This window comes from Ensifer sp. 4252 (assembly GCF_050434565.1).
Classification (GTDB): domain Bacteria; phylum Pseudomonadota; class Alphaproteobacteria; order Rhizobiales; family Rhizobiaceae; genus Ensifer.
Map to the genome: position 1 here is coordinate 152,083 of NZ_JBNDIU010000012.1, position 18,593 is coordinate 170,675.

Sequence of the window (18,593 nt, forward strand, 5' to 3'; positions counted from 1 at the left end):
GAGACGATAGAGATGGTGTCAGTTGAGCCCGAGAACATCGAGCATGGAGTAGAAGCCGGGTTTCTGGTCGCGCGCCCAAACGGCGGCGGTGACGGCGCCGCGCGCGAAGATGGAGCGGTCGGTGGCGCTGTGGGACAGCGTCACCTGTTCGCCTTCGCCGGCGAGAATGACCGAGTGCTCGCCGACCACGGAGCCGCCGCGCAGGGTGGCAAAGCCGATCGTGCCTTGCGGGCGGGCGCCGGTGTGGCCGTCGCGGACGCGGACGGAATTTTCTGAAAGCGCGATGCTGCGCCCCTTCGCCGCCGCTTCGCCAAGCAGCAGTGCCGTGCCGGAAGGGGCATCCACCTTATGCTTATGGTGCATTTCAAGGATTTCGATGTCCCAGGCAGCGGGCCCAAGAGCACGCGCCGCCTTCTCCGTCAGCACGCCGAGAAGATTGACGCCGAGGCTCATATTGCCCGACTTGACGACGCGCGCGTGACGCGCGGCCGCGCGGATTTTCGCGTCGTCGTCTGCCGAGCAGCCGGTGGTGCCGATCACATGCACGATACGCGCCTGTGCGGCGAGGCCGGCAAATTCGACGGTGCCGGCCGGCGAAGTGAAATCGAGCACGCCTTCGGCTTCGACAAAGGCTTCGAGCGGCTTGTCGGTGATCGCGATGCCGATCGGTCCGAGCCCGGCGAGTTCGCCCGCGTCACGGCCGATGAAGGGTGAACCTGGACGTTCGACGGCCGCATGCAGGCGGACGCCCTCCATGCCATGAACCGTGCGGATCAGCGTCTGGCCCATGCGACCGGCCGCGCCGACGACCACAAGCTTCATGTCCGTTGTGCTCATCGGCGATTTTCCTTCCTGCTCATGTTTAGATTTCGGCGTCGACCGACGCCTCGGGGGCCTTGCCCTGGAGATTGTGCAGGCGAGCGTAAAGACCGTCCTCGCGGCGCGCAAGCTCCTCGTGCGAGCCTTCTTCGACGACGAGACCATCCTTCATGACGATGATCTTGTCGGCATTGACGACGGTCGAAAGCCGGTGCGCGATGACGATCACCGTGCGTCCGTGCATCGCCTCGTCGAGCGCCTTCTGCACCGCGGCCTCCGATTCGGTGTCGAGCGCCGAGGTCGCCTCGTCGAGCAACAGGATCGGCGCATTGCGCACAAGCGCGCGGGCGATCGACAGGCGTTGCCTCTGGCCGCCGGACATCGTGACGCCGTTCTCGCCGACCGGGGTATCGTAACCCTGCGGCTGGGCGAGAATGAACTCATGCGCATAGGCCAGACGCGCAGCTTCCTCGATTTCCGCATCGGTCGCGTCCGGGCGACCATAGCGGATGTTGTCGCGGATCGAGCCTTCGAAAAGATAGGGCTGCTGCGAGACATAGGCGATGCCATTGCGCAGCGACTGCTTGGTGACGTCGGCTATGTCCTGCCCATCGATCAGGATCTGGCCGGAGGCCGGATCGTAGAAGCGCGGAACGAGGCTGATGACCGTCGACTTTCCGGCACCGGACGGGCCGACCAGCGCAGTGGTCTTGCCGCCTTCGGCGACAAAGCTGACGCCCTTCAGGATCTCGTCGCCATTGGCGTAGCGGAACCGCACATCGCGCAGCTCGACGTTTGCACCGCGGAACTCGATCTGCTTTGCATCCGGCTTGTCGCGCTGATGCGGCACCGTGTCGAGGATTTCGTAGACCATGCGGGCGTTGACCGCGGCACGTTCCATCGAAACCTGCAGGCGCGCCAGGCGTCGCGCCGGGTCATAGGCCATCAACAGGGCGACGACGAAGGCGAAGAAGGCCCCCGGCGGTACGTCGGCATAAATCGCGCGGAACGCGGAATAGGCGAGCACGCAGGAAATCGCCAGGCCCGCAAAGGTTTCGGTCATCGGCGCGGTGCGTTCGCTCAAGCGCGCGATCCGGTTGGCCCGGTTTTCGGCCCGGTCGATGATCGCTTCGACCTTGCCGCGCAGTTCGCGCTCCATCGTGAATGCCTTGACGATGGAAATGCCCTGGATCGTCTCCTGCATGGCGCCGAGAACGCGGCTGTTGACTTCGATGGATTCGCGCGTCGCCGAGCGCAGCCGCTTTGAGATATATCGCAGGCCCAGCAGCAACGGCGGCGCGGCTACAAAAACAATGATCGACAGCAGCCAGTCCTTGAAGAACATCACGCCGATCAGACCGATCAGGGTCAACAGATCGCGAGCGATCGAAGTGACGGTCAGGTTGAGCACGTCACGAATGCCGCTGACGTTCTGGCTGATCTGGGCCGCGAGCTGCGCCGAGCGCGTCTCGTTGAAATAACCGACGCTCAATGCCATCAGATGCGCATAAAGCCGGCGCTGGTAGCGGGCGACGATGTTATTGCCGATCTTTGACAGGGCGACCGCCTGGCCGTAGGTGGCAAAGCCGCGCAACACGAACGCGCCAAAGATCGAACCGCACACCAGGAGCACGATACCCGCATTCTTGTTGGCAAAGGCCTCATTGATCACGGTCTCCATGATCGAGGCGGTAAAGCCGGTCGTCGCAGCGACGACAGCCAGGCAGGCAATGGCAAAGAGGTAGCCGCGGATATGATCGCGACCGTTTTCTGCGATGACCCGCTTCAAGATTCCACTGATCGTGTCGGAGTCGACAGCGTGCTGTTTTCTATCTTTGGCGCTCAAAAAGCCTGTCTTCCCTGAGCCTACGCGGTAGGTCGGACGCCGACACTACCTTTCCCGGGCTCTATAGTGCTTTGATGTCGCTTTGGCGAGTCTTTGCGACACCCCAGCCCAATCAGCTTCGCCAGCGGCGTCCTTCCGCTGCAACACCGAAGTCCCTCGGCGTGCGCGCGAACGCCGCCAAACCGGACAGTGCCGCCATCGGATGAATGACCGCGAAGGTCGGGATGGTTTTCATCAGCGCGGAATGCGGCGCCTTGTCTTCGAAGGCGGCCCGGAATTCCGGTTTTTGCAGTGCAGGCAGGATCTTCTGCGAAATGCCACCGGCCAGGAACACACCGCCACGCGCCATGAAAATCAGCGCCATGTCGCCGGCAACCCGGCCAAGATAGGTCGAGAACAGCGATATCGTCTCGACCGCGGCGGAGTTGTTGCCGGCAAGCGCGCTTGTGGTGACCTCGGCCGGATCGTTCAGGGCCGACTCCTCGCCATTGGCGGCGCAAACGGCGCGATAAAGGTTCATGATGCCGCGACCGCAGAGGATCTGCTCGCCGGCCATGCGCCCCTCGATCGGCTCCAGGAACGGCCAGATCTCGAAGTCGCGTTCGGTGCGCGGACCGATGTCGACATGACCGCCTTCGCCGGGAACCGGAAACCAGGTGTGTTGTGCAAAGACCAGGCCGCCGACGCCAAGCCCGGTGCCCGGACCGAGAACGACGCGGGAGGTCAGCGGGCGAACGCTGCCGCCGCCGATCTGCACCAGATCTTCGGCGGCCGGGGCAGCGACCGCAAGCGCCTGCGCCTCGAAATCGTTGATGATCAGGACGTCCTCAAGGCCAAGGCTTGCGAGCATATCCTTGGGGCGAATCACCCAGCCGGCATTGGTCAGCGGAATCTCGTCGCCCTTGATCGGGCCGGCGACGGCGAGGATTGCCGAACGCGGCTGGACGGAGGTCTTGTCGAGGATGCTCTTCTGCAACGCTTCCTCGATCGTCTCGAAATCGCCGGTCTTGATCGGCGGCAGTTGCTTCGGCTCGGCAAGGGCATCGAGCAGCAAAGCGAAGCGGGCATTGGTGCCGCCGATATCGCCGATCAGGATCGGAAAGGAAAAGCTGTTGTCACTCGCACCGGGCATCACACTGTCCATCCTGATCCTCGCCGTGAGGTTTCGAATTCACTACAGCGCCGCGCGTCAAACAAGACGCGCAAAGGACGCTGTAGCACTTAAGATACTGCATAATTCCTTAGATCGGATCCGATCTAAGGAATTATGCAGTATCAGTTGTGGTTGAAGTCGATCAACTGCTCGGCCGTGGCGCGATTGAGGGCCATCGGAATATCGTAGACGATCGCAAGCCGCATCAACGCCTTGACGTCAACATCATGCGGCATCGCCGTCAGCGGATCGACGAAGAAGATCAGAAGCTGAATATCGCCGGTTGCGATCATCGCGCCGATCTGCTGGTCGCCGCCGAGCGGGCCGCTTTTCAACCGCGTGATATCGAGACCGGGACAAACATCGAGAACGCGGCCGCCGGTCGTGCCCGTGGCAACGATCTTCCATTGCGCGAAGACCGCTTCGTTTGCCTTGGCAAAAGCGGCGAGATCGTCCTTCTTCTGATCGTGAGCGATCAGGGCAACGCATTTCCGATCCGCCATGCCGTATCCCCGCCAGCAAATTTAAATCGATTTGATGGCCGTATACATGAGCCCAACGAGATTGAAAAGGCGCAAGCCGAGACGGCTACTGCAGTGTCGGGCGCGGCAGCGGCACGGGAATGTCTGATGGCGGCAGGTCGGCCGCTGCATTGCCTATCACCTGCTCGATACCCTGTTCGGCAGGCGCCGGGGACGCGGCGCGATAGGCCATGCCGAAGGTCGCCTCCTGCTCGGAGGAGGGCGCCGGGCCGTTCAGCACCAGCGTGCAGGCCTTCGGCAGATCGGCCATGGTCGTGACCCGGGGCTTCACCGGCTTTTCGCCAGGCTTCTTCTTCGGCTTTGCCCATGGTTCATCGGTAAACCACCAGGCCAGCGACTTGTCGCAGCCATCGCCGGCCGGGACGGCCGCCTGGTCCTTGCAGGTCGTCGATCCCTCAGGGCATTTGATGCGGATGTGGAAATGGTAGTCGTGGCCATAGATCGGCCGGACCTTGCCGAGCACAGAGCGGTCGCCGTTCCAGGTGTCGCAGAGCTTCTTCTTGATCGCCGGATTGACGAAGACCCGCTCGACCTGCGGGTAGCTGGCGGCCAGCATGATCAGCCGGGCATGCGCCGGCGTCCAGATCGACGGATCGACGGTCAGAAACTTGTTCTTCTGCAGCATCGACGTGGCGGAGATGTCCTCCCGCTCGCGATTGGTCAACGTCTTCTGCGGCATCGGCGTCAGCCAGATGTCGGCATCGAGACCGATCTGATGAGAGGCGTGCCCCGAGACCATCGGCCCGCCGCGCGGCTGCGAGATATCGCCGAGGAGCAGGCCGGGCCAGCCGACCTTTTCGACAGCATCGTGGGAGAACTGTTCGATCAGTGCGATCATCTGGGGATGGCCCCAGCGCCGGTTGCGCGACAGCCGCATTGCCTGCCAGGTGGGACCGTCCGTCGGGATGGCCACGCCGCCGGCAAGGCAGCCCTTGGCGTAGAAACCATAGGACGAGGGCGCCATCTGTGCCGGCAGTGTCTTGGCGCCGAAAAGCGCCTTTGCCGGCGCCTCGTCGGCCCTGGCAGCATCGGCAATCAAGAAGCTCGTTGCGAGCAAAAGCGCCAGAAGCGCCGAGCCGCAACGTCGTAGTGGAGCAACCATGTCATTTCGTCCCGTTCATGTCCCGCAGACATCGACGCCGACGCGCCGTGCCCGATGAACCCCTATCCTAAGGCGCCGTCTTTGCCTCAGCCTTGTGAATCACCGGGATGTGACGCAAAAATTTCGCCTGATTTACGGCAGTGCCTGTCAATTGCCCGGATTTCGCCTATGCTTTCAAAAAAGAACATTGGAATATAAGGGGTACCGGCTGGATGCCAAACTTCTGCAGGACCGTGAAACCTGGCCTCGCGGCCTCGCTTCTGACAGCAGCGCTTCTTCTCCTTCCCCCTGCATCGAATGCGCAAGAACAGCCCGTCTGGCACCATGGCACGTCGTCGATCGGCGAACTCAAATACAAAGATGGCTTCGTCCGCTTCGACTACGTCAATCCGGATGCACCGAAAGGCGGAGAGCTGCGGCTCTCGGAAAACGGCACGTTCGACACGTTCAACCCGATCCTTGCAAAGGGCGAAGCGGCGACCAGCGTTTCATCGCTGGTCTTCGATACGCTGCTGAAAACCGCCGAGGACGAAATCACCACCGCATACGGCCTGCTTGCCGAGGGCGTCTCCTATTCCGACGACATCTCGTCTGCCACTTTTCGCCTGCGTGCGGAGGCGAAGTGGGCGGACGGTGTGCCGGTGACCCCGGAGGATGTCATCTTCTCCCTCAACATGGTGAAGGAGCACAATCCGCTCCTATCCAACTATTACCGCCACGTGGTTTCAGCAGAAAAGACGGGTGAGCGCGACGTTACCTTTCGCTTCGACGAGAAGAACAACCACGAACTGCCGAACATTCTGGGACAGTTCCCCATCGTACCGAAGCACTGGTGGGAAGGGCAGGACGCCAAGGGCAACAAACGCGATATCGCCCGCACGACGCTGGAACCCGTGATGGGCTCCGGCCCCTACAGGATCGCATCGTTCCAGGCGGGTGGCTCGATCCGTTTCGAGCTCAGGGACGACTATTGGGGCAAGGACCTCAACGTCAATGTCGGGCAATACAATTTCGGCACGATCACCTACACGTTCTTCAGTGACAGGAATGTGCAGTTCGAGGCCTTCCGCGCCGGCAATTTCGATTTCTACCAGGACAACAGCGCAAGCCATTGGGCGACGGCCTATGACTTTCCGGCCATGAAGGACGGCCGTGTGATCCGCGAGGAAATCGAGAATCCACTGCGCGCAACGGGGGTCATGCAAGCCTTCGTGCCGAACATGCGTCGTGAAAAGTTCAAGGATCAGCGGGTGCGCGAGGCGCTGAATTATGCCTTCGACTTCGAGGATCTGAACCGCAATCTTGCCTATAACGCGTTTCAGCGAGTCGACAGCTATTTCTGGGGCACCGAGCTTGCTTCCTCCAAGCTTCCCGAAGGCCGCGAGTTGGAAATCCTGGAGGAGCTGAAGGACAAGGTTCCCGCTGCCGTCTTCACCACGCCCTATACGAACCCGGTGAACGGCGACCCGCAGAAGGTGCGCGAGAACTTGCGCAGGGCGCTCGGGCTGTTCAAGGAGGCAGGTTACCAACTCAAGGGCAACCGGCTGGTAAACGTCAAGACCGGCGAACCCTTCTCGTTCGAGCTGCTGCTGTCCAACCCGTCCTTCGAGCGCACGGTCACGCCATTCGTCAACAGCGTGAAGAAGATCGGCATCGATGCTCGCATCCGCACCGTCGACGACTCGCAATACACCAATCGCGTCAGAAGCTTCGACTATGACATGATCTATGGCATCTGGGCGCAAACACTGGTGCCCGGCAACGAGCAGATCGATTACTGGGGCTCGGCCTCGGTCAACCAGCCGGGATCAAGAAACTATGCCGGCATTGCCGATCCGGCGATCGACGAGCTCATCCGAAGGATCATCTTCGCGCCGAACCGCGAGGAACTGATCGCGACGACGCGGGCGCTCGACCGCGTTCTTCTCGCCCATCACTATGTCGTGCCGCTGTTTTATTCAAAGGCGATCCGCGTTGCCTATTGGAACCACCTCGCCCGTCCGCAGGAGCTGCCCTATTACGGGACCGGCTTCCCGGATGCCTGGTGGTCGAAAAACGCCACGGCCAAATGAAGCCCTTGCACTCCGATGCCGTCTCGATTCCAAATGCAGAAAAACGAATCACTGAAAACGAATATAGGCCCGGCTTGGGCCTGAAAGCCGCAAGGAGACGTGAGGATTGAGACATCATAGGGCGCATGCCGACGCTTCGCGGGTCCGGGCCACCGGCAACACGTCGATCGAGAGGCTGGCCTGATGGGTGCCTATATCCTGCGACGCCTGCTGCTGATGATCCCGACGATCGTCGGGATCATGGCGATTTCCTTCACAGTCATCCAGTTTGCGCCGGGTGGACCGGTCGAGCAGGTAATTTCGGACCTGACGAACGCCGGCGGCTCCGACCGCCTGAGCGGCAGCAGCGGCGACCTGATGCAGGCCGGCGGCGATCAAGGCGGCCAGTACCGCGGCGCCCAGGGGCTGGACCCCGAATTCATCGCCAAGCTCGAAAAGCAGTTCGGCTTCGATAAGCCGCCGCTCGAACGCTTCGGCACGATGATGTGGGACTATATCCGCTTCGATTTCGGCGAGAGCTTCTTCCGCAACACATCGGTCATCGATCTCATCAAGGAGAAGATGCCGGTCTCGATCTCGCTCGGCCTCTGGATCCTGTTGTTTTCCTACGCGATCTCGATCCCGCTCGGCATCAAGAAGGCGGTGTCGGACGGATCGGCTTTCGACGTGTGGACATCGGGCATCATCATCATCGGCTATGCCGTTCCGAGCTTCCTTTTCGGCATCCTTTTGATTGTCGTCTTTGCCGGCGGATCGTTCCTCGACTGGTTTCCGCTGCGCGGCATCGTATCCGACAATTTCTGGCAACTGCCCTGGTGGCAGAAGATCCTCGACTATTTCTGGCACATGACGCTGCCGCTGATCACGCTTTTGCTTTCGGCTTTTGCAACGACGACGCTGCTCACCAAGAATTCGTTCATCGACGAGATAAAGAAGCAGTATGTGACGACGGCGCGCGCCAAGGGCCTGACAGAGCGCCAGGTGCTCTATGGCCACGTCTTCCGCAATGCGATGCTGATCATCATCGCCGGCTTCCCAAGCGCCTTCATCTCGGCCTTCTTCACCGGTTCGCTGTTGATCGAATACATCTTCTCGCTCGATGGCCTTGGACGGCTCGGCTATGATTCCGTCGTCAAGCGCGACTACCCGATCGTCTTTGCGACGCTGTTCATCTTCTCGCTGATGGGGCTGCTCGTCAGCCTTCTCTCCGACCTGATCTATACCTGGGTCGATCCGCGCATCGATTTCGAGCGGAGGGACGTGTGATGAGCGTGACCACCGCCCCCACCCAGGTTGCCGCCCCACCGCGCGGCTGGCTGTCGCCGGTCAACAGGCGACGCTGGCAGAATTTCAAGGCGAACCGGCGCGGCTACTGGTCGCTCTGGATTTTCCTGCTGCTGTTCGTGCTCAGCCTGTTTGCCGAGTTCATCGCCAACGACAGGCCGATCGTCGCCTCCTACAAGGGCGAAATCCTGTTTCCGGCGGTGGTGGATTATCCCGAGGAGAAGTTCGGCGGCTTCCTGGCCGAGACCGACTTCCGCTCGGATTTCATCCGCGACGAAATCGAGGCCAACGGCTGGATGATCTGGCCGCCGATCCGCTATTCCTATCAGACGGTCAACTCGAACATTCCACATTCGGCGCCGACAAAGCCCTTCTGGCTGATGAGCCAGGAGGAACGCTGCTCCGCCTATCCGGAAGGTTCCGCCGACCGCAACTGCATTGCCGGCAACCTCAACTGGCTCGGCACCGACGACCAGGCGCGCGACGTGACGGCGCGCATGATCTACGGCTTCCGCATCTCGGTGCTCTTCGGGCTGGTTCTCACCATCGCCTCGGCGATCATCGGCGTGACGGCCGGCGCGGTGCAGGGCTATTTCGGCGGCTGGACCGACCTCTTGATGCAACGCTTCATCGAGATCTGGTCGTCGATGCCGGTGCTCTACATTCTGCTCATCATCGCCGCGATCCTGCCGCCGGGCTTTTTCATCCTGCTCGGCATCATGCTGCTCTTTTCCTGGGTCGGCTTTGTCGGCGTCGTGCGCGCCGAGTTCCTGCGGGCGCGGAACTTCGAATATGTGAATGCGGCGCGCGCGCTTGGAGTCGGCAACGGCACGATCATGTACCGTCACCTGCTGCCGAACGCGATGGTCGCGACGCTGACCTTCCTGCCGTTCATCCTGTCGGGCTCGATCACCACGCTGACCTCGCTCGACTTCCTCGGTTTCGGCATGCCGCCGGGCTCGCCTTCCCTCGGCGAGATGATCGCTCAGGGCAAATCCAACCTGCAGGCGCCCTGGCTCGGGCTGACGGCCTTCTGCGTCATGTCGGTGATGCTGTCGCTGCTGATCTTCGTTGGCGAAGCGACGCGCGATGCCTTCGATCCGAGAAAGACATTCCGGTGAGCGCGACGATGACCGATCCCATTCTCTCCGTCCGCGATCTGTCGGTCGCCTTTCACCAGGGCGGCAACACCTCGCTTGCGGTTGACAGCATTTCCTTCGACATCAGGCGTGGCGAAACGGTTGCGCTGGTCGGCGAGTCCGGCTCCGGCAAATCCGTGTCCGCAAACTCGATCCTGAAGCTCCTGCCCTACCCTTCGGCAAGCCATCCGGGCGGCGAGATCCGCTTCAACGGCAAGGACCTCCTGAGAGCCAGCGATGCCGAGCTGCGCCATGTGCGCGGCAATGACATCACGATGATCTTCCAGGAGCCGATGACGTCGCTCAATCCGCTGCATCCGATCGAACGGCAGATCGGCGAAATCCTCGAGCTGCACCAGGGGCTGGAAGGTACTGCTGCGCGCACGCGCATTCTCGAGCTTTTGAACCAGGTCGGCATTCGCGAGCCGGAGAAGCGGCTGGGCGCCTATCCGCACGAGCTTTCCGGCGGCCAGCGCCAGCGCGTGATGATCGCCATGGCGCTCGCCAACCGGCCGGAGCTTTTGATCGCCGACGAGCCGACGACGGCGCTCGACGTCACGGTGCAGGCACAGATCCTCGAACTTCTGAAAACACTGAAAGACCAGCACGGCATGTCGATGCTGTTCATCACCCATGACCTCGGCATCGTGCGCAAGATCGCCGACCGCGTCTGCGTGATGACCAAGGGCAAGATCGTCGAGACCGGACCGACGGCCGAGATCTTTGCCAATCCGCAGCATGCCTATACCCGCCACCTGCTCGCCTCCGAGCCAAGAGGCAACCCGCCGCCCTCCGACGCCTCCAAGCCGATCGTCATGGAAGCCGATGACGTGAAGGTCTGGTTTCCGATCAAAGCAGGCTTCCTGCGCAAGGTCGTCGATCACGTGAAGGCTGTCGATGGCATCGACTTGCAGTTGCGCGCCGGCCAGACGCTCGGCGTCGTCGGCGAATCGGGCTCCGGCAAGACGACGCTCGGTCTGGCGCTGACACGGCTGATCTCGTCCAAGGGCCGCATCGCCTTCGTCGGCAAGGATATCAACGCCTACAGTTTCCGCGAGATGCGGCCGCTTCGAAACCGGATGCAGGTGGTGTTCCAGGACCCCTACGGTTCGCTCAGCCCACGCATGTCGGTTGCCGACATCATCGCCGAGGGTTTGCAGATCCACGAACGCGCACTGTCGGACGACGAGCGCGATCAGCGCGTTGCCGCAGCGCTCGAGGAAGTGGGACTCGATCCCGCCACTCGCTGGCGCTACCCGCACGAATTCTCCGGCGGCCAGCGCCAGCGCATCGCGATAGCCCGTGCGATGGTGCTGAAACCGAAATTCGTGATGCTGGACGAGCCGACTTCGGCGCTCGACATGAGCGTCCAGGCGCAGGTGGTCGACCTTTTGCGCGACCTGCAGCACAAGCACGACCTTGCCTATCTCTTCATCAGCCACGACCTCAAGGTCGTGCGGGCGCTTGCCAACGAGATGATCGTGATGCGCATGGGCAAGGTCGTCGAACAAGGCCCGGCGGAGCGCATCTTCAACGCCCCGCAAGAGGATTATACCAAGGCCCTGATGGCGGCAGCCTTCAACCTCGAAGCCGTCAACTTGTCCGCCATCCGCCAGTAGAGTTCTCGCAATGCCCTCGAAAAGCCCCGTCATCGTCGATCTGAAATTCATTCCCGAGGAGGTTGAGGTCGCCCTGAAGGGCGCTTTCCCGGATCGGGAAGTGATCAACCGTGCCGATGCCATCCACCACAATCGCGACCTCTCGGGGATCGACTATGCGGTAGTGTGGAAATCGGCACCGGACCTTTTCGAGAGGGCGCCTGATCTCAAGGTGGTTTTCTCCGGCGGCGCCGGCGTCGACCATGTCCTGACGCTGCCGGGATTGCCGGATGTGCCGCTGGTTCGCTTCGTCGATCGCAGCCTGACGACGCGCATGAGCGAATGGGTGGTGATGCAATGCCTCATGCATCTGCGCCAGCACCGGACCTATGAGGCGCTTGCGGCAAGACGGGAGTGGCGCGACCTTTCCCAGCCCGAAGCGGCCGATATTACCGTCGGCATCATGGGCATGGGCGTACTTGGCCAAGACGCGGCCCGCAAGCTCTCGGTCATCGGTTTCAACGTCATAGGCTGGTCGCGCAGCAAGAAGGCGATCGATGGCATCGAGACCTATGGCGGCGACGAACTGGACGCCTTCCTGGCGCGCGCGGACTTCCTGGTTGGCCTGTTGCCGCTGACACCGGAAACCCAGGGCATCTTCAATGCCGACCTTTTTGCCAAGCTGAGACGCAACGGCCCCTTTGGCGCGCCCGTCTTCATCAATGGCGGCCGCGGTGGCAGCCAGAACGAAGCCGATATCTTGAGTTCGCTCGATTCGGGCCTTCTCGGCGCCGCTTCGCTCGATGTCTTCGAGCAGGAGCCACTTTCGCCGGACAGCCGCTTCTGGCAGCTGCCGAATGTCTATGTGACGCCGCACGTCGCCGCCTCGTCCGACGTCAAGGCCTTGTTCCGCCACGTCGAACAGCAGATCGCCCGCCTCGAAAGCGGGCTTCCGTTGCAGCACGTCGTCGATAAATCAGCCGGCTACTGAGCGAATAGAGCGCTTCCCAACGGAAAACCGCTTCATACTTTTGCCGGAAATGCTCTAAGGGCGGCGATAGCCCGTCGGCTGGTCGTAGAGCCAGCCGATGCGCTCGATCGACGCTTCCAGTCCCTCGCGGGCAACGGTCATCGTGTGACCATTGGCGTGGATCAACGTTTGGTCGTCTTCCATCAGCGCAACATGCCCCTTCCAGAAGACGAGATCGCCGCGCCTGAGCTCCTCGCGTGCGATCGGCGTTCCCAAGCCGGCGGCCTGCATGTCGGAATCGCGCGGCGCGAGCTTGCCGACCATCATCATCGACAGTTGCACGAGGCCGGAGCAATCAATGCCGAAACCGGAGCGGCCTCCCCAGAGATAGGGGGTTTCGACGAAGCGGGCGGCGACCGAGACATAGTCTCCCGGAACCACGCTGCCGACCTCGACGCAATGGTTGGCAATCACCGCCTGGCCGCCGTCGAGCAGGAAATAGCGCGTGCCTCGGGTCTCGCGCTCGTCGACAACACTCAGACGGCTGCCCATCGACAGCGGATAGACCGTCGGAAAACGCAGATCATGACCGGAATAGACGAAGGTGCGCGGGGCCGAGACCAGGTGCGTCGGGCTCTTGACCACCGGCGCAAGGCAATATTCCGGGAGGTAGCCGACATAGCCGTCGAGATCCGCCTTCACCCAGCACCAGCTCTCGTTGGTATCGAGAACGCGAACCGATTCGCCGAGCAGCAGTTCGGTATCGGTACCGCAGGCAAGATCGGGCTTTGCCCGAAGCGGCGCCACCGGCACGGAGACGCGGGCAACGCTTCCTTCGACATAGCGCTCGGCCTCCACGACACCGCGAAGGCGGCTCTCGGCGAGGTCGGCTCGATAGGCATTCAGGCGGCGATCGGGAAGTGTCGACATGTCAACTCACTTAGGCTGTTTGCGGCCCTGATCAATGATCAGATCACCGAACTTTTCAAGATAAAGAGCACCGTCGACTGTCCTTTTGATGACGACATTGCGGCGATCGCGGTCATCGCGGACGCGGTCGACAAGCCCGAGTGCCCCCATTGTATCGAGCGCCCGCGTGATCACCGGCTTGGTGACGCCAAGCGTTGCGGCAAGGCCACGAACGGTGTGGGGCGGCGGCACGAGATAGATCTGCAAGAGGATCGCCATCTGGCGCAGCGTCAGATCGCGGCCGTCGACCCGCACCTGTTCCAGCGAGACCGTATGCCAAAGCCCAAGGGCTTGGGAGGGCGTAAGCTCGACGGGCAATGGCAACTCCTGCGCAACCGCATGAATCCCTGGATCGTTCTCCGGTTCGAGGATCCAAACAGACAGTCAAAGGGCTACAGCGACCAATGCGCTTCTGAACGAAGCCCGGCGCTGTGCTAGTCGCCACCATAGCGGCGGACCGTTACGCAAGCGTTTCTTTTTGGACGACCGGCGCATCGCCAGCGCCGGTCGTCTTCGTCAGAGGGTTACTTGGCGATCTGCCCGATATGCTGGTAGAGCGCGCGAATAGCCTGGGCCTCGCCGCCAACGGGCGAATGCGGCCGCTCGGATTGCGCCCATCCGAAGATATCGAAATGCACCCAGCTCTTGGTATTGGTGACGAAGCGCTTGAGGAAAAGTGCTGCGGTGATCGAGCCCGCCATGCCACCCGAAGGCGCGTTCGTCAGATCGGCGATGCGTGCGGAGACGTCCTTGTCGTAACCCATGTGCAAAGGCATGCGCCACATCGGATCGTCGACGCTGAGGCTCGCCTCGGAGAGATCGTGCGCCAGGTCGGCGTCGTCGGTGAAGAACGGCGGCAGGTCGGGACCGAGCGCAACGCGGGCGGCACCGGTCAGCGTTGCCATGTCGACGAGCAGGTCATTCTTCTCCTCGTCGGCATAGGCGAGCGCATCGGCAAGGATGAGCCGGCCCTCGGCATCGGTGTTGTCGATCTGCACCGTCAGGCCCTTGCGGCTGCGATAGATGTCGCCGGGCCGGAACGCATTGGCGGAGATCGAGTTCTCGACGACGGGGATGATGACGCGCAGATCGACCTTGAGCTTCGCGTCCATGATCATCAGCGCCAGGCCCATGACGTTGGCGGCGCCGCCCATGTCCTTCTTCATCAAGAGCATGGAGGAAGCCGGCTTGATGTCGAGGCCGCCGGTATCGAAGCAGACGCCCTTGCCGACCAGCGTCACCTTCTTGTGGCCCTTCTTGCCCCAGCGCAGTTCGAGAAGGCGGGGTGCTTCGGCACTGGCGCGACCGACGGTATGAACCAGCGGAAAGTTCTGCGTCAGAAGCGCCTCGCCTGATATCACCCAGACATCCGCCTTGTAGTGCGTGGCAAGCGCACGGAACGCCGCTTCCAGCGCCTCCGGGCCCATGTCGTTGGTCGGCGTATTGATGAGGTCGCGGGCAAGAAAGACACCGGCGAGCTGGCGCTTGATATCGGTCGCATCGGCATCGGTCGGGATCAGCAAGGTCGGCGGCTCGCCCTTTGCCGACTTGTAGCGCTCGAAGCGATAGGAGCCGAGGCCATAGCCGAGCGCCAGCCGGTTGGCTGTCAACGGCGCCGTTTCGATATGCCATTTGCCCGCAGGCAGGGCGCGCGCGAGCTTGCCGGTCAGGAACGGCGCTTCGGACGGGTTGCCACCCAGACCGAAGAGCGCGCCGCCGAGATGGCCATCGGAAGACGGGATCAGAAGAACCGCACCCGATTCGGCCTTGAAGCCGGCCTTGCGAGCCCAATCAAGCGCGATCGGATCGATAGCTCCCGTTTCGATATGCGCCGGCGTGACCGCGAAGATCGGCAGCGTCTTGCCTGCGCTGGTGTTGAACGGCGACGGCCGTTCGATGAACTGATAGGGGGCCATGGAAGTCCTCGGCTGACAGAGATGGATTCGTGCAATTAACGCTCTGTTAGGGTTAACAGATTATTGCTGGAGTGAAAGTTGCGCCGATGTTGTTTGGAGTTCTGGTGCGCGAATGCATGCTGGGGACACCACCGATGGCCAAACGCACGATCTCATCCCTGAACGCCAACCGTCTGCTGCAAGGCGTCGCGATCGCGATCGTCGCCCTGTCGGTAGCCGGCTGCGCCAACCAGCCGAAGAAGGAGCTGACGACCGGCTCCATTTCGCGGACGTCGAAGCCCGTTCAATCGATGACCGCATCGGAATTGTCCCAGGCGGCCGAAGGCATCGGCCAGGCCTATGAGAAGAACCCGCGGGATCGCGAGGCGGGGTTGAACTACGCCAACCTTCTGCGCATGACCGGGCGCAACGAACAGGCGCTTGCCGTTATGCAGCAGGTCGCCATCAACCATCCGCAGGACCGCGAGGTCCTCGGCGCCTACGGTAAGGCGCAGGCAGCGGCAGGACAGCTGGATCAGGCATTGAACACGATCAGTCGCGCGCAAACGCCGGACCGGCCGGACTGGAAGCTGAAATCGGCCGAGGGCGCGATCCTTGACCAGCTCGGACGCGCCCAGGAGGCGCGCCTTCGCTATCGCGAAGCGCTTGAGCTCAAGCCGAACGAGCCTTCGGTGCTTTCCAACCTCGGCATGTCCTACCTTCTGACCAAGGACCTGCGCACGGCGGAAACCTATCTGAAATCGGCGACGAACCAGCCCGGCGCCGACAGCAGCGTACGACAGAACCTCGCGCTCGCCGTCGGACTACAAGGACGCTTTCAAGAGGCCGAAGCGATCGCCCGCCAGGAGCTTTCCGGCGAGCAGGCCGAAGCCAACGTGAAGTACCTGCGCTCGATGCTGTCGCAGCAGGGTGCGTGGAAGCAGCTGGCCAAGGCGGACGAGGCCAACACCAACTGAGATCACGTAGCGGAACCGGTGTCTGTCGTAGGCCCCAAGCCGGCGACAGAGCAGGCTCAATGCTCGCCGCTAGGCTCATCTCCAGCCGTCCCTGATTGCAAGGCTCTGCAGCCTCGCGCGTTCAATGCAATACGCGACCAGCGCCACGGCGTCCCGACTTTTCGGCACAGTTTCCCAAATCGCATCCGATCTGAAGAGTTGTGCAGCAGCGGGATCAGAAACGGTCGGCGACCTGGATGCCGGCCGGACCGAGGATGACGGCAACGAGAACCGGCAGGAAGAACAGGATCATCGGCACGGTGAGCTTGGGCGGCAGGGCCGCCGCTTTCTTTTCAGCCGCATTCATGCGCTGGTCACGGCTTTCCTGCGCCAGCACGCGCAGCGCCTGGGCAATCGGGGTACCGTAGCGGTCCGCCTGGATCAGCGCCTGAACCACCGATTTCACATCATCGAGGCCGGTCCGGTGGCCGAGGTTTTCGAGCGCGATACGGCGTTCGGGCAGGAATGAAAGCTCGGCCGTGGTCAACACCAGTTCTTCCGCCAAAGCCGGCGACTGGGAGGCAATTTCGTCGGCAACGCGCCGCATGCCAAGCTCCATCGACACGCCGGATTCAACGCAGATCAACAGGAGATCGAGCGCATCCGGCCAGGCACGACGAATGGAATGCTGTCGCTTCGAGATTGCATTGGCAACAAAGATGTTCGGCGCATAGAAGCCGACATAGGCAAATCCGACGGCAAATGCGAACCGCATCATGAACGGCTTTTCGGCAAAATTGCCAAGCACGAAAATGTAAACGATCGCGACAACCAGGAACAGGAACGGAAGGCAGAAGCGCGCGAAGAGGAAAGTGTTGAGGGCGTTCTGGGACCGATAGCCCGCCATCTTGAGACGGTTGACCGTGTTGTCGTCAACGAGGGCTTTGCGCAGATTCAGCCGCTCGACCACTTGGCGAACGGACGTGTTGTTCTGGGCGCGCAGATTAGCCTTGCCGCTCGACACTTCGGCCGCCAGGCGCGCGCGTTCCCGCGCGCGGATCTGTTCGCGCTCGGTCGCCACCGATTTCATCCGTTTGCCGAGGTCTCCGCGCTCGAAGAGCGGCACCACGAGAGTATAGAAGGTCGCCAGCACTGCAAACGAGACAAGCACGGCAAAGACGACGTTGGGATCCGTCAGTGTCTTGATCAATCCTTCGCTCATAATCGCCCCTCAGATGTCGAAATTGATCATGTTGCGCATCACCAGAATGCCGATGCTCATCCAGACCAAGCCAGCGCCAATGATGAGATGGCCACGCGGGTCAGTGAACAGGACCATCATGTAGTCGGGTGACGTAAGGTACACGAGGAGCGACACGATGAATGGCAGGGCGCCAATAATACAAGCCGAAGCCTTTGCCTCCATCGACAGGGCGCTGACCTTGGCCTTCATCTTCTTTCGCTCACGCAACACCTTCGACAGGTTACCGAGCGCTTCGGAGAGGTTGCCACCCGCCTGCGCCTGAATACCAATAACAATGGCGAAGAAGTTCACCTCTGCCAGCGGAATACTATTGATCATGCGGGCGCATGCCTCGGTGACGCTGAGGCCGACCTGCTGCGAATCGACGACACGGCGAAACTCGGTTCGAACGGGCTCCTGGCCATCACTTGCGATGAGACGCAGGGCATCATTCAACGGAAGACCCGATTTGATCGAGCGAACCATGATGTCGAGCGCGTTCGGAAACTCCTCAAGGAATTTCTTGCAGCGACGCTTGATCAAGAAGCCGATGAACCAGCGAGGAAGACCGGCGGCCGCAATCACGCCAAGCCCGGCGCCGATGACCAAGCCGAAGCCGGCGATGAGCGCGGCGATGAAGGCGATAAAACCGAAAGCCGCACTGAAAAGGTAAAACTGCGTCAGGGAAATGGACAGGTTTGCCTGCGCCAGGCGGGCCTTCATCGATGGCGCCGTCTTGGTCGTCTTTTCCTGTTGCTTCTTCTCGAGTTCCTTCAACGAGTCCTGAACGGACTTGCGTCGTTTCGACATTTCGCTGACACGATCGCGAGCCGCCTTGACCTTGACCCGATCTGTTTCGGCGGCGCCGACTTTGCGAATTCGACCTTCTGCCTTCTTCTCGGTTTCGATCCGCGAATACAGGACAACATAGGCAAGGGCTGCCGCTGAAATTGCGACGAGGAAGGCCAGCGCCAGGACAGGGAAGCCTATGCCGAACATCGCGGC

At 61.6% G+C, this 18,593-nt stretch carries 16 protein-coding genes; 6 read left to right on the forward strand and 10 right to left on the reverse strand.

Annotation, left to right across the window (positions count from 1 at the left end):
* Positions 1-18 precede the first annotated feature (18 nt).
* The 5 genes from dapB to mepA all read right to left on the reverse strand — a co-directional run bounded on the left by dapB (position 19) and on the right by mepA (position 5,462).
* On the reverse strand, positions 19-837 hold the full coding sequence (dapB, locus tag ABIE33_RS21720; protein WP_429129286.1) for a 4-hydroxy-tetrahydrodipicolinate reductase: 819 nt from the start codon (positions 835-837) through the stop codon (positions 19-21).
* A 25-nt stretch (positions 838-862) separates the two neighbouring features.
* Positions 863-2,665: an ABC transporter ATP-binding protein gene (locus ABIE33_RS21725; protein WP_429129288.1), complete on the reverse strand. Its 1,803-nt coding sequence runs from the start codon at positions 2,663-2,665 to the stop codon at positions 863-865.
* 112 nt (positions 2,666-2,777) lie between these two features.
* Positions 2,778-3,797: a glucokinase gene (locus tag ABIE33_RS21730; RefSeq protein ID WP_429129290.1), complete on the reverse strand. Its 1,020-nt coding sequence runs from the start codon at positions 3,795-3,797 to the stop codon at positions 2,778-2,780.
* Between the two features lie 143 nt (positions 3,798-3,940).
* A complete protein-coding gene (locus ABIE33_RS21735) occupies positions 3,941-4,321 on the reverse strand; it encodes a methylglyoxal synthase (RefSeq protein WP_429129292.1) in 381 nt (126 codons plus the stop codon).
* An 85-nt stretch (positions 4,322-4,406) separates the two neighbouring features.
* The gene (mepA, locus tag ABIE33_RS21740; protein ID WP_429129295.1) at positions 4,407-5,462 is read right to left on the reverse strand and encodes a penicillin-insensitive murein endopeptidase; all 1,056 of its coding nucleotides are present in this window, start codon (positions 5,460-5,462) and stop codon (positions 4,407-4,409) included.
* A gap of 212 nt (positions 5,463-5,674) precedes the next feature.
* On the opposite strand from mepA, the gene ABIE33_RS21745 reads away from it, so the two are divergent.
* The 5 genes from ABIE33_RS21745 to ABIE33_RS21765 all read left to right on the forward strand — a co-directional run bounded on the left by ABIE33_RS21745 (position 5,675) and on the right by ABIE33_RS21765 (position 12,546).
* A complete protein-coding gene (locus ABIE33_RS21745; protein ID WP_429129298.1) occupies positions 5,675-7,534 on the forward strand; it encodes an extracellular solute-binding protein in 1,860 nt (619 codons plus the stop codon).
* A 183-nt stretch (positions 7,535-7,717) separates the two neighbouring features.
* Positions 7,718-8,800, forward strand: a complete 1,083-nt coding sequence (locus ABIE33_RS21750; protein WP_429129300.1) for a microcin C ABC transporter permease YejB — start codon at positions 7,718-7,720, stop codon at positions 8,798-8,800.
* Complete coding sequence (locus ABIE33_RS21755; RefSeq protein ID WP_429129303.1) at positions 8,800-9,939, forward strand: ABC transporter permease; 1,140 nt, start codon at positions 8,800-8,802, stop codon at positions 9,937-9,939. The genes ABIE33_RS21750 and ABIE33_RS21755 overlap by 1 nt, the downstream gene beginning before the upstream one ends.
* An 8-nt stretch (positions 9,940-9,947) precedes the next feature.
* Positions 9,948-11,576 (forward strand): ABC transporter ATP-binding protein, encoded by a 1,629-nt coding sequence (locus ABIE33_RS21760; RefSeq protein ID WP_429129306.1) that lies wholly within the window; start codon positions 9,948-9,950, stop codon positions 11,574-11,576.
* A 10-nt stretch (positions 11,577-11,586) separates the two neighbouring features.
* Positions 11,587-12,546: a 2-hydroxyacid dehydrogenase gene (locus ABIE33_RS21765; protein WP_429129309.1), complete on the forward strand. Its 960-nt coding sequence runs from the start codon at positions 11,587-11,589 to the stop codon at positions 12,544-12,546.
* 54 nt (positions 12,547-12,600) lie between these two features.
* Here ABIE33_RS21765 and ABIE33_RS21770 read toward each other — a convergent pair whose 3' ends face one another.
* The 3 genes from ABIE33_RS21770 to ABIE33_RS21780 all read right to left on the reverse strand — a co-directional run bounded on the left by ABIE33_RS21770 (position 12,601) and on the right by ABIE33_RS21780 (position 15,410).
* Positions 12,601-13,455: an NlpC/P60 family protein gene (locus ABIE33_RS21770; RefSeq protein ID WP_429129312.1), complete on the reverse strand. Its 855-nt coding sequence runs from the start codon at positions 13,453-13,455 to the stop codon at positions 12,601-12,603.
* Between the two features lie 6 nt (positions 13,456-13,461).
* The gene (locus ABIE33_RS21775) at positions 13,462-13,812 is read right to left on the reverse strand and encodes a MarR family transcriptional regulator (RefSeq protein ID WP_053252495.1); all 351 of its coding nucleotides are present in this window, start codon (positions 13,810-13,812) and stop codon (positions 13,462-13,464) included.
* A 206-nt stretch (positions 13,813-14,018) separates the two neighbouring features.
* Entirely contained in the window at positions 14,019-15,410 is a 1,392-nt protein-coding gene (locus ABIE33_RS21780; RefSeq protein WP_429129316.1) for a leucyl aminopeptidase family protein, read from the reverse strand.
* Between the two features lie 134 nt (positions 15,411-15,544).
* Here ABIE33_RS21780 and ABIE33_RS21785 point away from each other — a divergent pair, with 134 nt between their 5' ends.
* Complete coding sequence (locus ABIE33_RS21785; protein ID WP_429129318.1) at positions 15,545-16,366, forward strand: tetratricopeptide repeat protein; 822 nt, start codon at positions 15,545-15,547, stop codon at positions 16,364-16,366.
* Positions 16,367-16,580: 214 nt separating this feature from the next.
* On the opposite strand, the gene ABIE33_RS21790 is transcribed toward ABIE33_RS21785, so the two are convergent.
* Both ABIE33_RS21790 and ABIE33_RS21795 read right to left on the reverse strand, forming a co-directional pair.
* Positions 16,581-17,567, reverse strand: coding sequence for a type II secretion system F family protein (locus ABIE33_RS21790; RefSeq protein ID WP_429129320.1), 987 nt, complete (start codon positions 17,565-17,567; stop codon positions 16,581-16,583).
* A 9-nt stretch (positions 17,568-17,576) separates the two neighbouring features.
* Positions 17,577-18,587 carry a type II secretion system F family protein gene (locus ABIE33_RS21795; RefSeq protein ID WP_429129323.1) on the reverse strand — a complete coding sequence of 337 codons (1,011 nt, stop codon included), beginning with the start codon at positions 18,585-18,587 and terminating at the stop codon, positions 17,577-17,579.
* Positions 18,588-18,593: the final 6 nt, after the last annotated feature.

What these genes read in the sequence shown, in the direction of transcription:
- ABIE33_RS21745 (WP_429129298.1), top strand. Translation starts at nt 5,675, where the DNA reads ATGCCAAACTTCTGCAGGACCGTGAAACCTGGCCTCGCGGCCTCGCTT.
- ABIE33_RS21730 (WP_429129290.1), bottom strand. Translation starts at nt 3,797, where the DNA reads ATGCCCGGTGCGAGTGACAACAGCTTTTCCTTTCCGATCCTGATCGGC.
- ABIE33_RS21735 (WP_429129292.1), bottom strand. Translation starts at nt 4,321, where the DNA reads ATGGCGGATCGGAAATGCGTTGCCCTGATCGCTCACGATCAGAAGAAG.
- ABIE33_RS21770 (WP_429129312.1), bottom strand. Translation starts at nt 13,455, where the DNA reads ATGTCGACACTTCCCGATCGCCGCCTGAATGCCTATCGAGCCGACCTC.
- mepA (WP_429129295.1), bottom strand. Translation starts at nt 5,462, where the DNA reads ATGGTTGCTCCACTACGACGTTGCGGCTCGGCGCTTCTGGCGCTTTTG.
- dapB (WP_429129286.1), bottom strand. Translation starts at nt 837, where the DNA reads ATGAGCACAACGGACATGAAGCTTGTGGTCGTCGGCGCGGCCGGTCGC.
- ABIE33_RS21790 (WP_429129320.1), bottom strand. Translation starts at nt 17,567, where the DNA reads ATGAGCGAAGGATTGATCAAGACACTGACGGATCCCAACGTCGTCTTT.
- ABIE33_RS21765 (WP_429129309.1), top strand. Translation starts at nt 11,587, where the DNA reads ATGCCCTCGAAAAGCCCCGTCATCGTCGATCTGAAATTCATTCCCGAG.
- ABIE33_RS21760 (WP_429129306.1), top strand. Translation starts at nt 9,948, where the DNA reads ATGACCGATCCCATTCTCTCCGTCCGCGATCTGTCGGTCGCCTTTCAC.
- ABIE33_RS21750 (WP_429129300.1), top strand. Translation starts at nt 7,718, where the DNA reads ATGGGTGCCTATATCCTGCGACGCCTGCTGCTGATGATCCCGACGATC.
- ABIE33_RS21755 (WP_429129303.1), top strand. Translation starts at nt 8,800, where the DNA reads ATGAGCGTGACCACCGCCCCCACCCAGGTTGCCGCCCCACCGCGCGGC.
- ABIE33_RS21780 (WP_429129316.1), bottom strand. Translation starts at nt 15,410, where the DNA reads ATGGCCCCCTATCAGTTCATCGAACGGCCGTCGCCGTTCAACACCAGC.
- ABIE33_RS21795 (WP_429129323.1), bottom strand. Translation starts at nt 18,587, where the DNA reads ATGTTCGGCATAGGCTTCCCTGTCCTGGCGCTGGCCTTCCTCGTCGCA.
- ABIE33_RS21785 (WP_429129318.1), top strand. Translation starts at nt 15,545, where the DNA reads ATGGCCAAACGCACGATCTCATCCCTGAACGCCAACCGTCTGCTGCAA.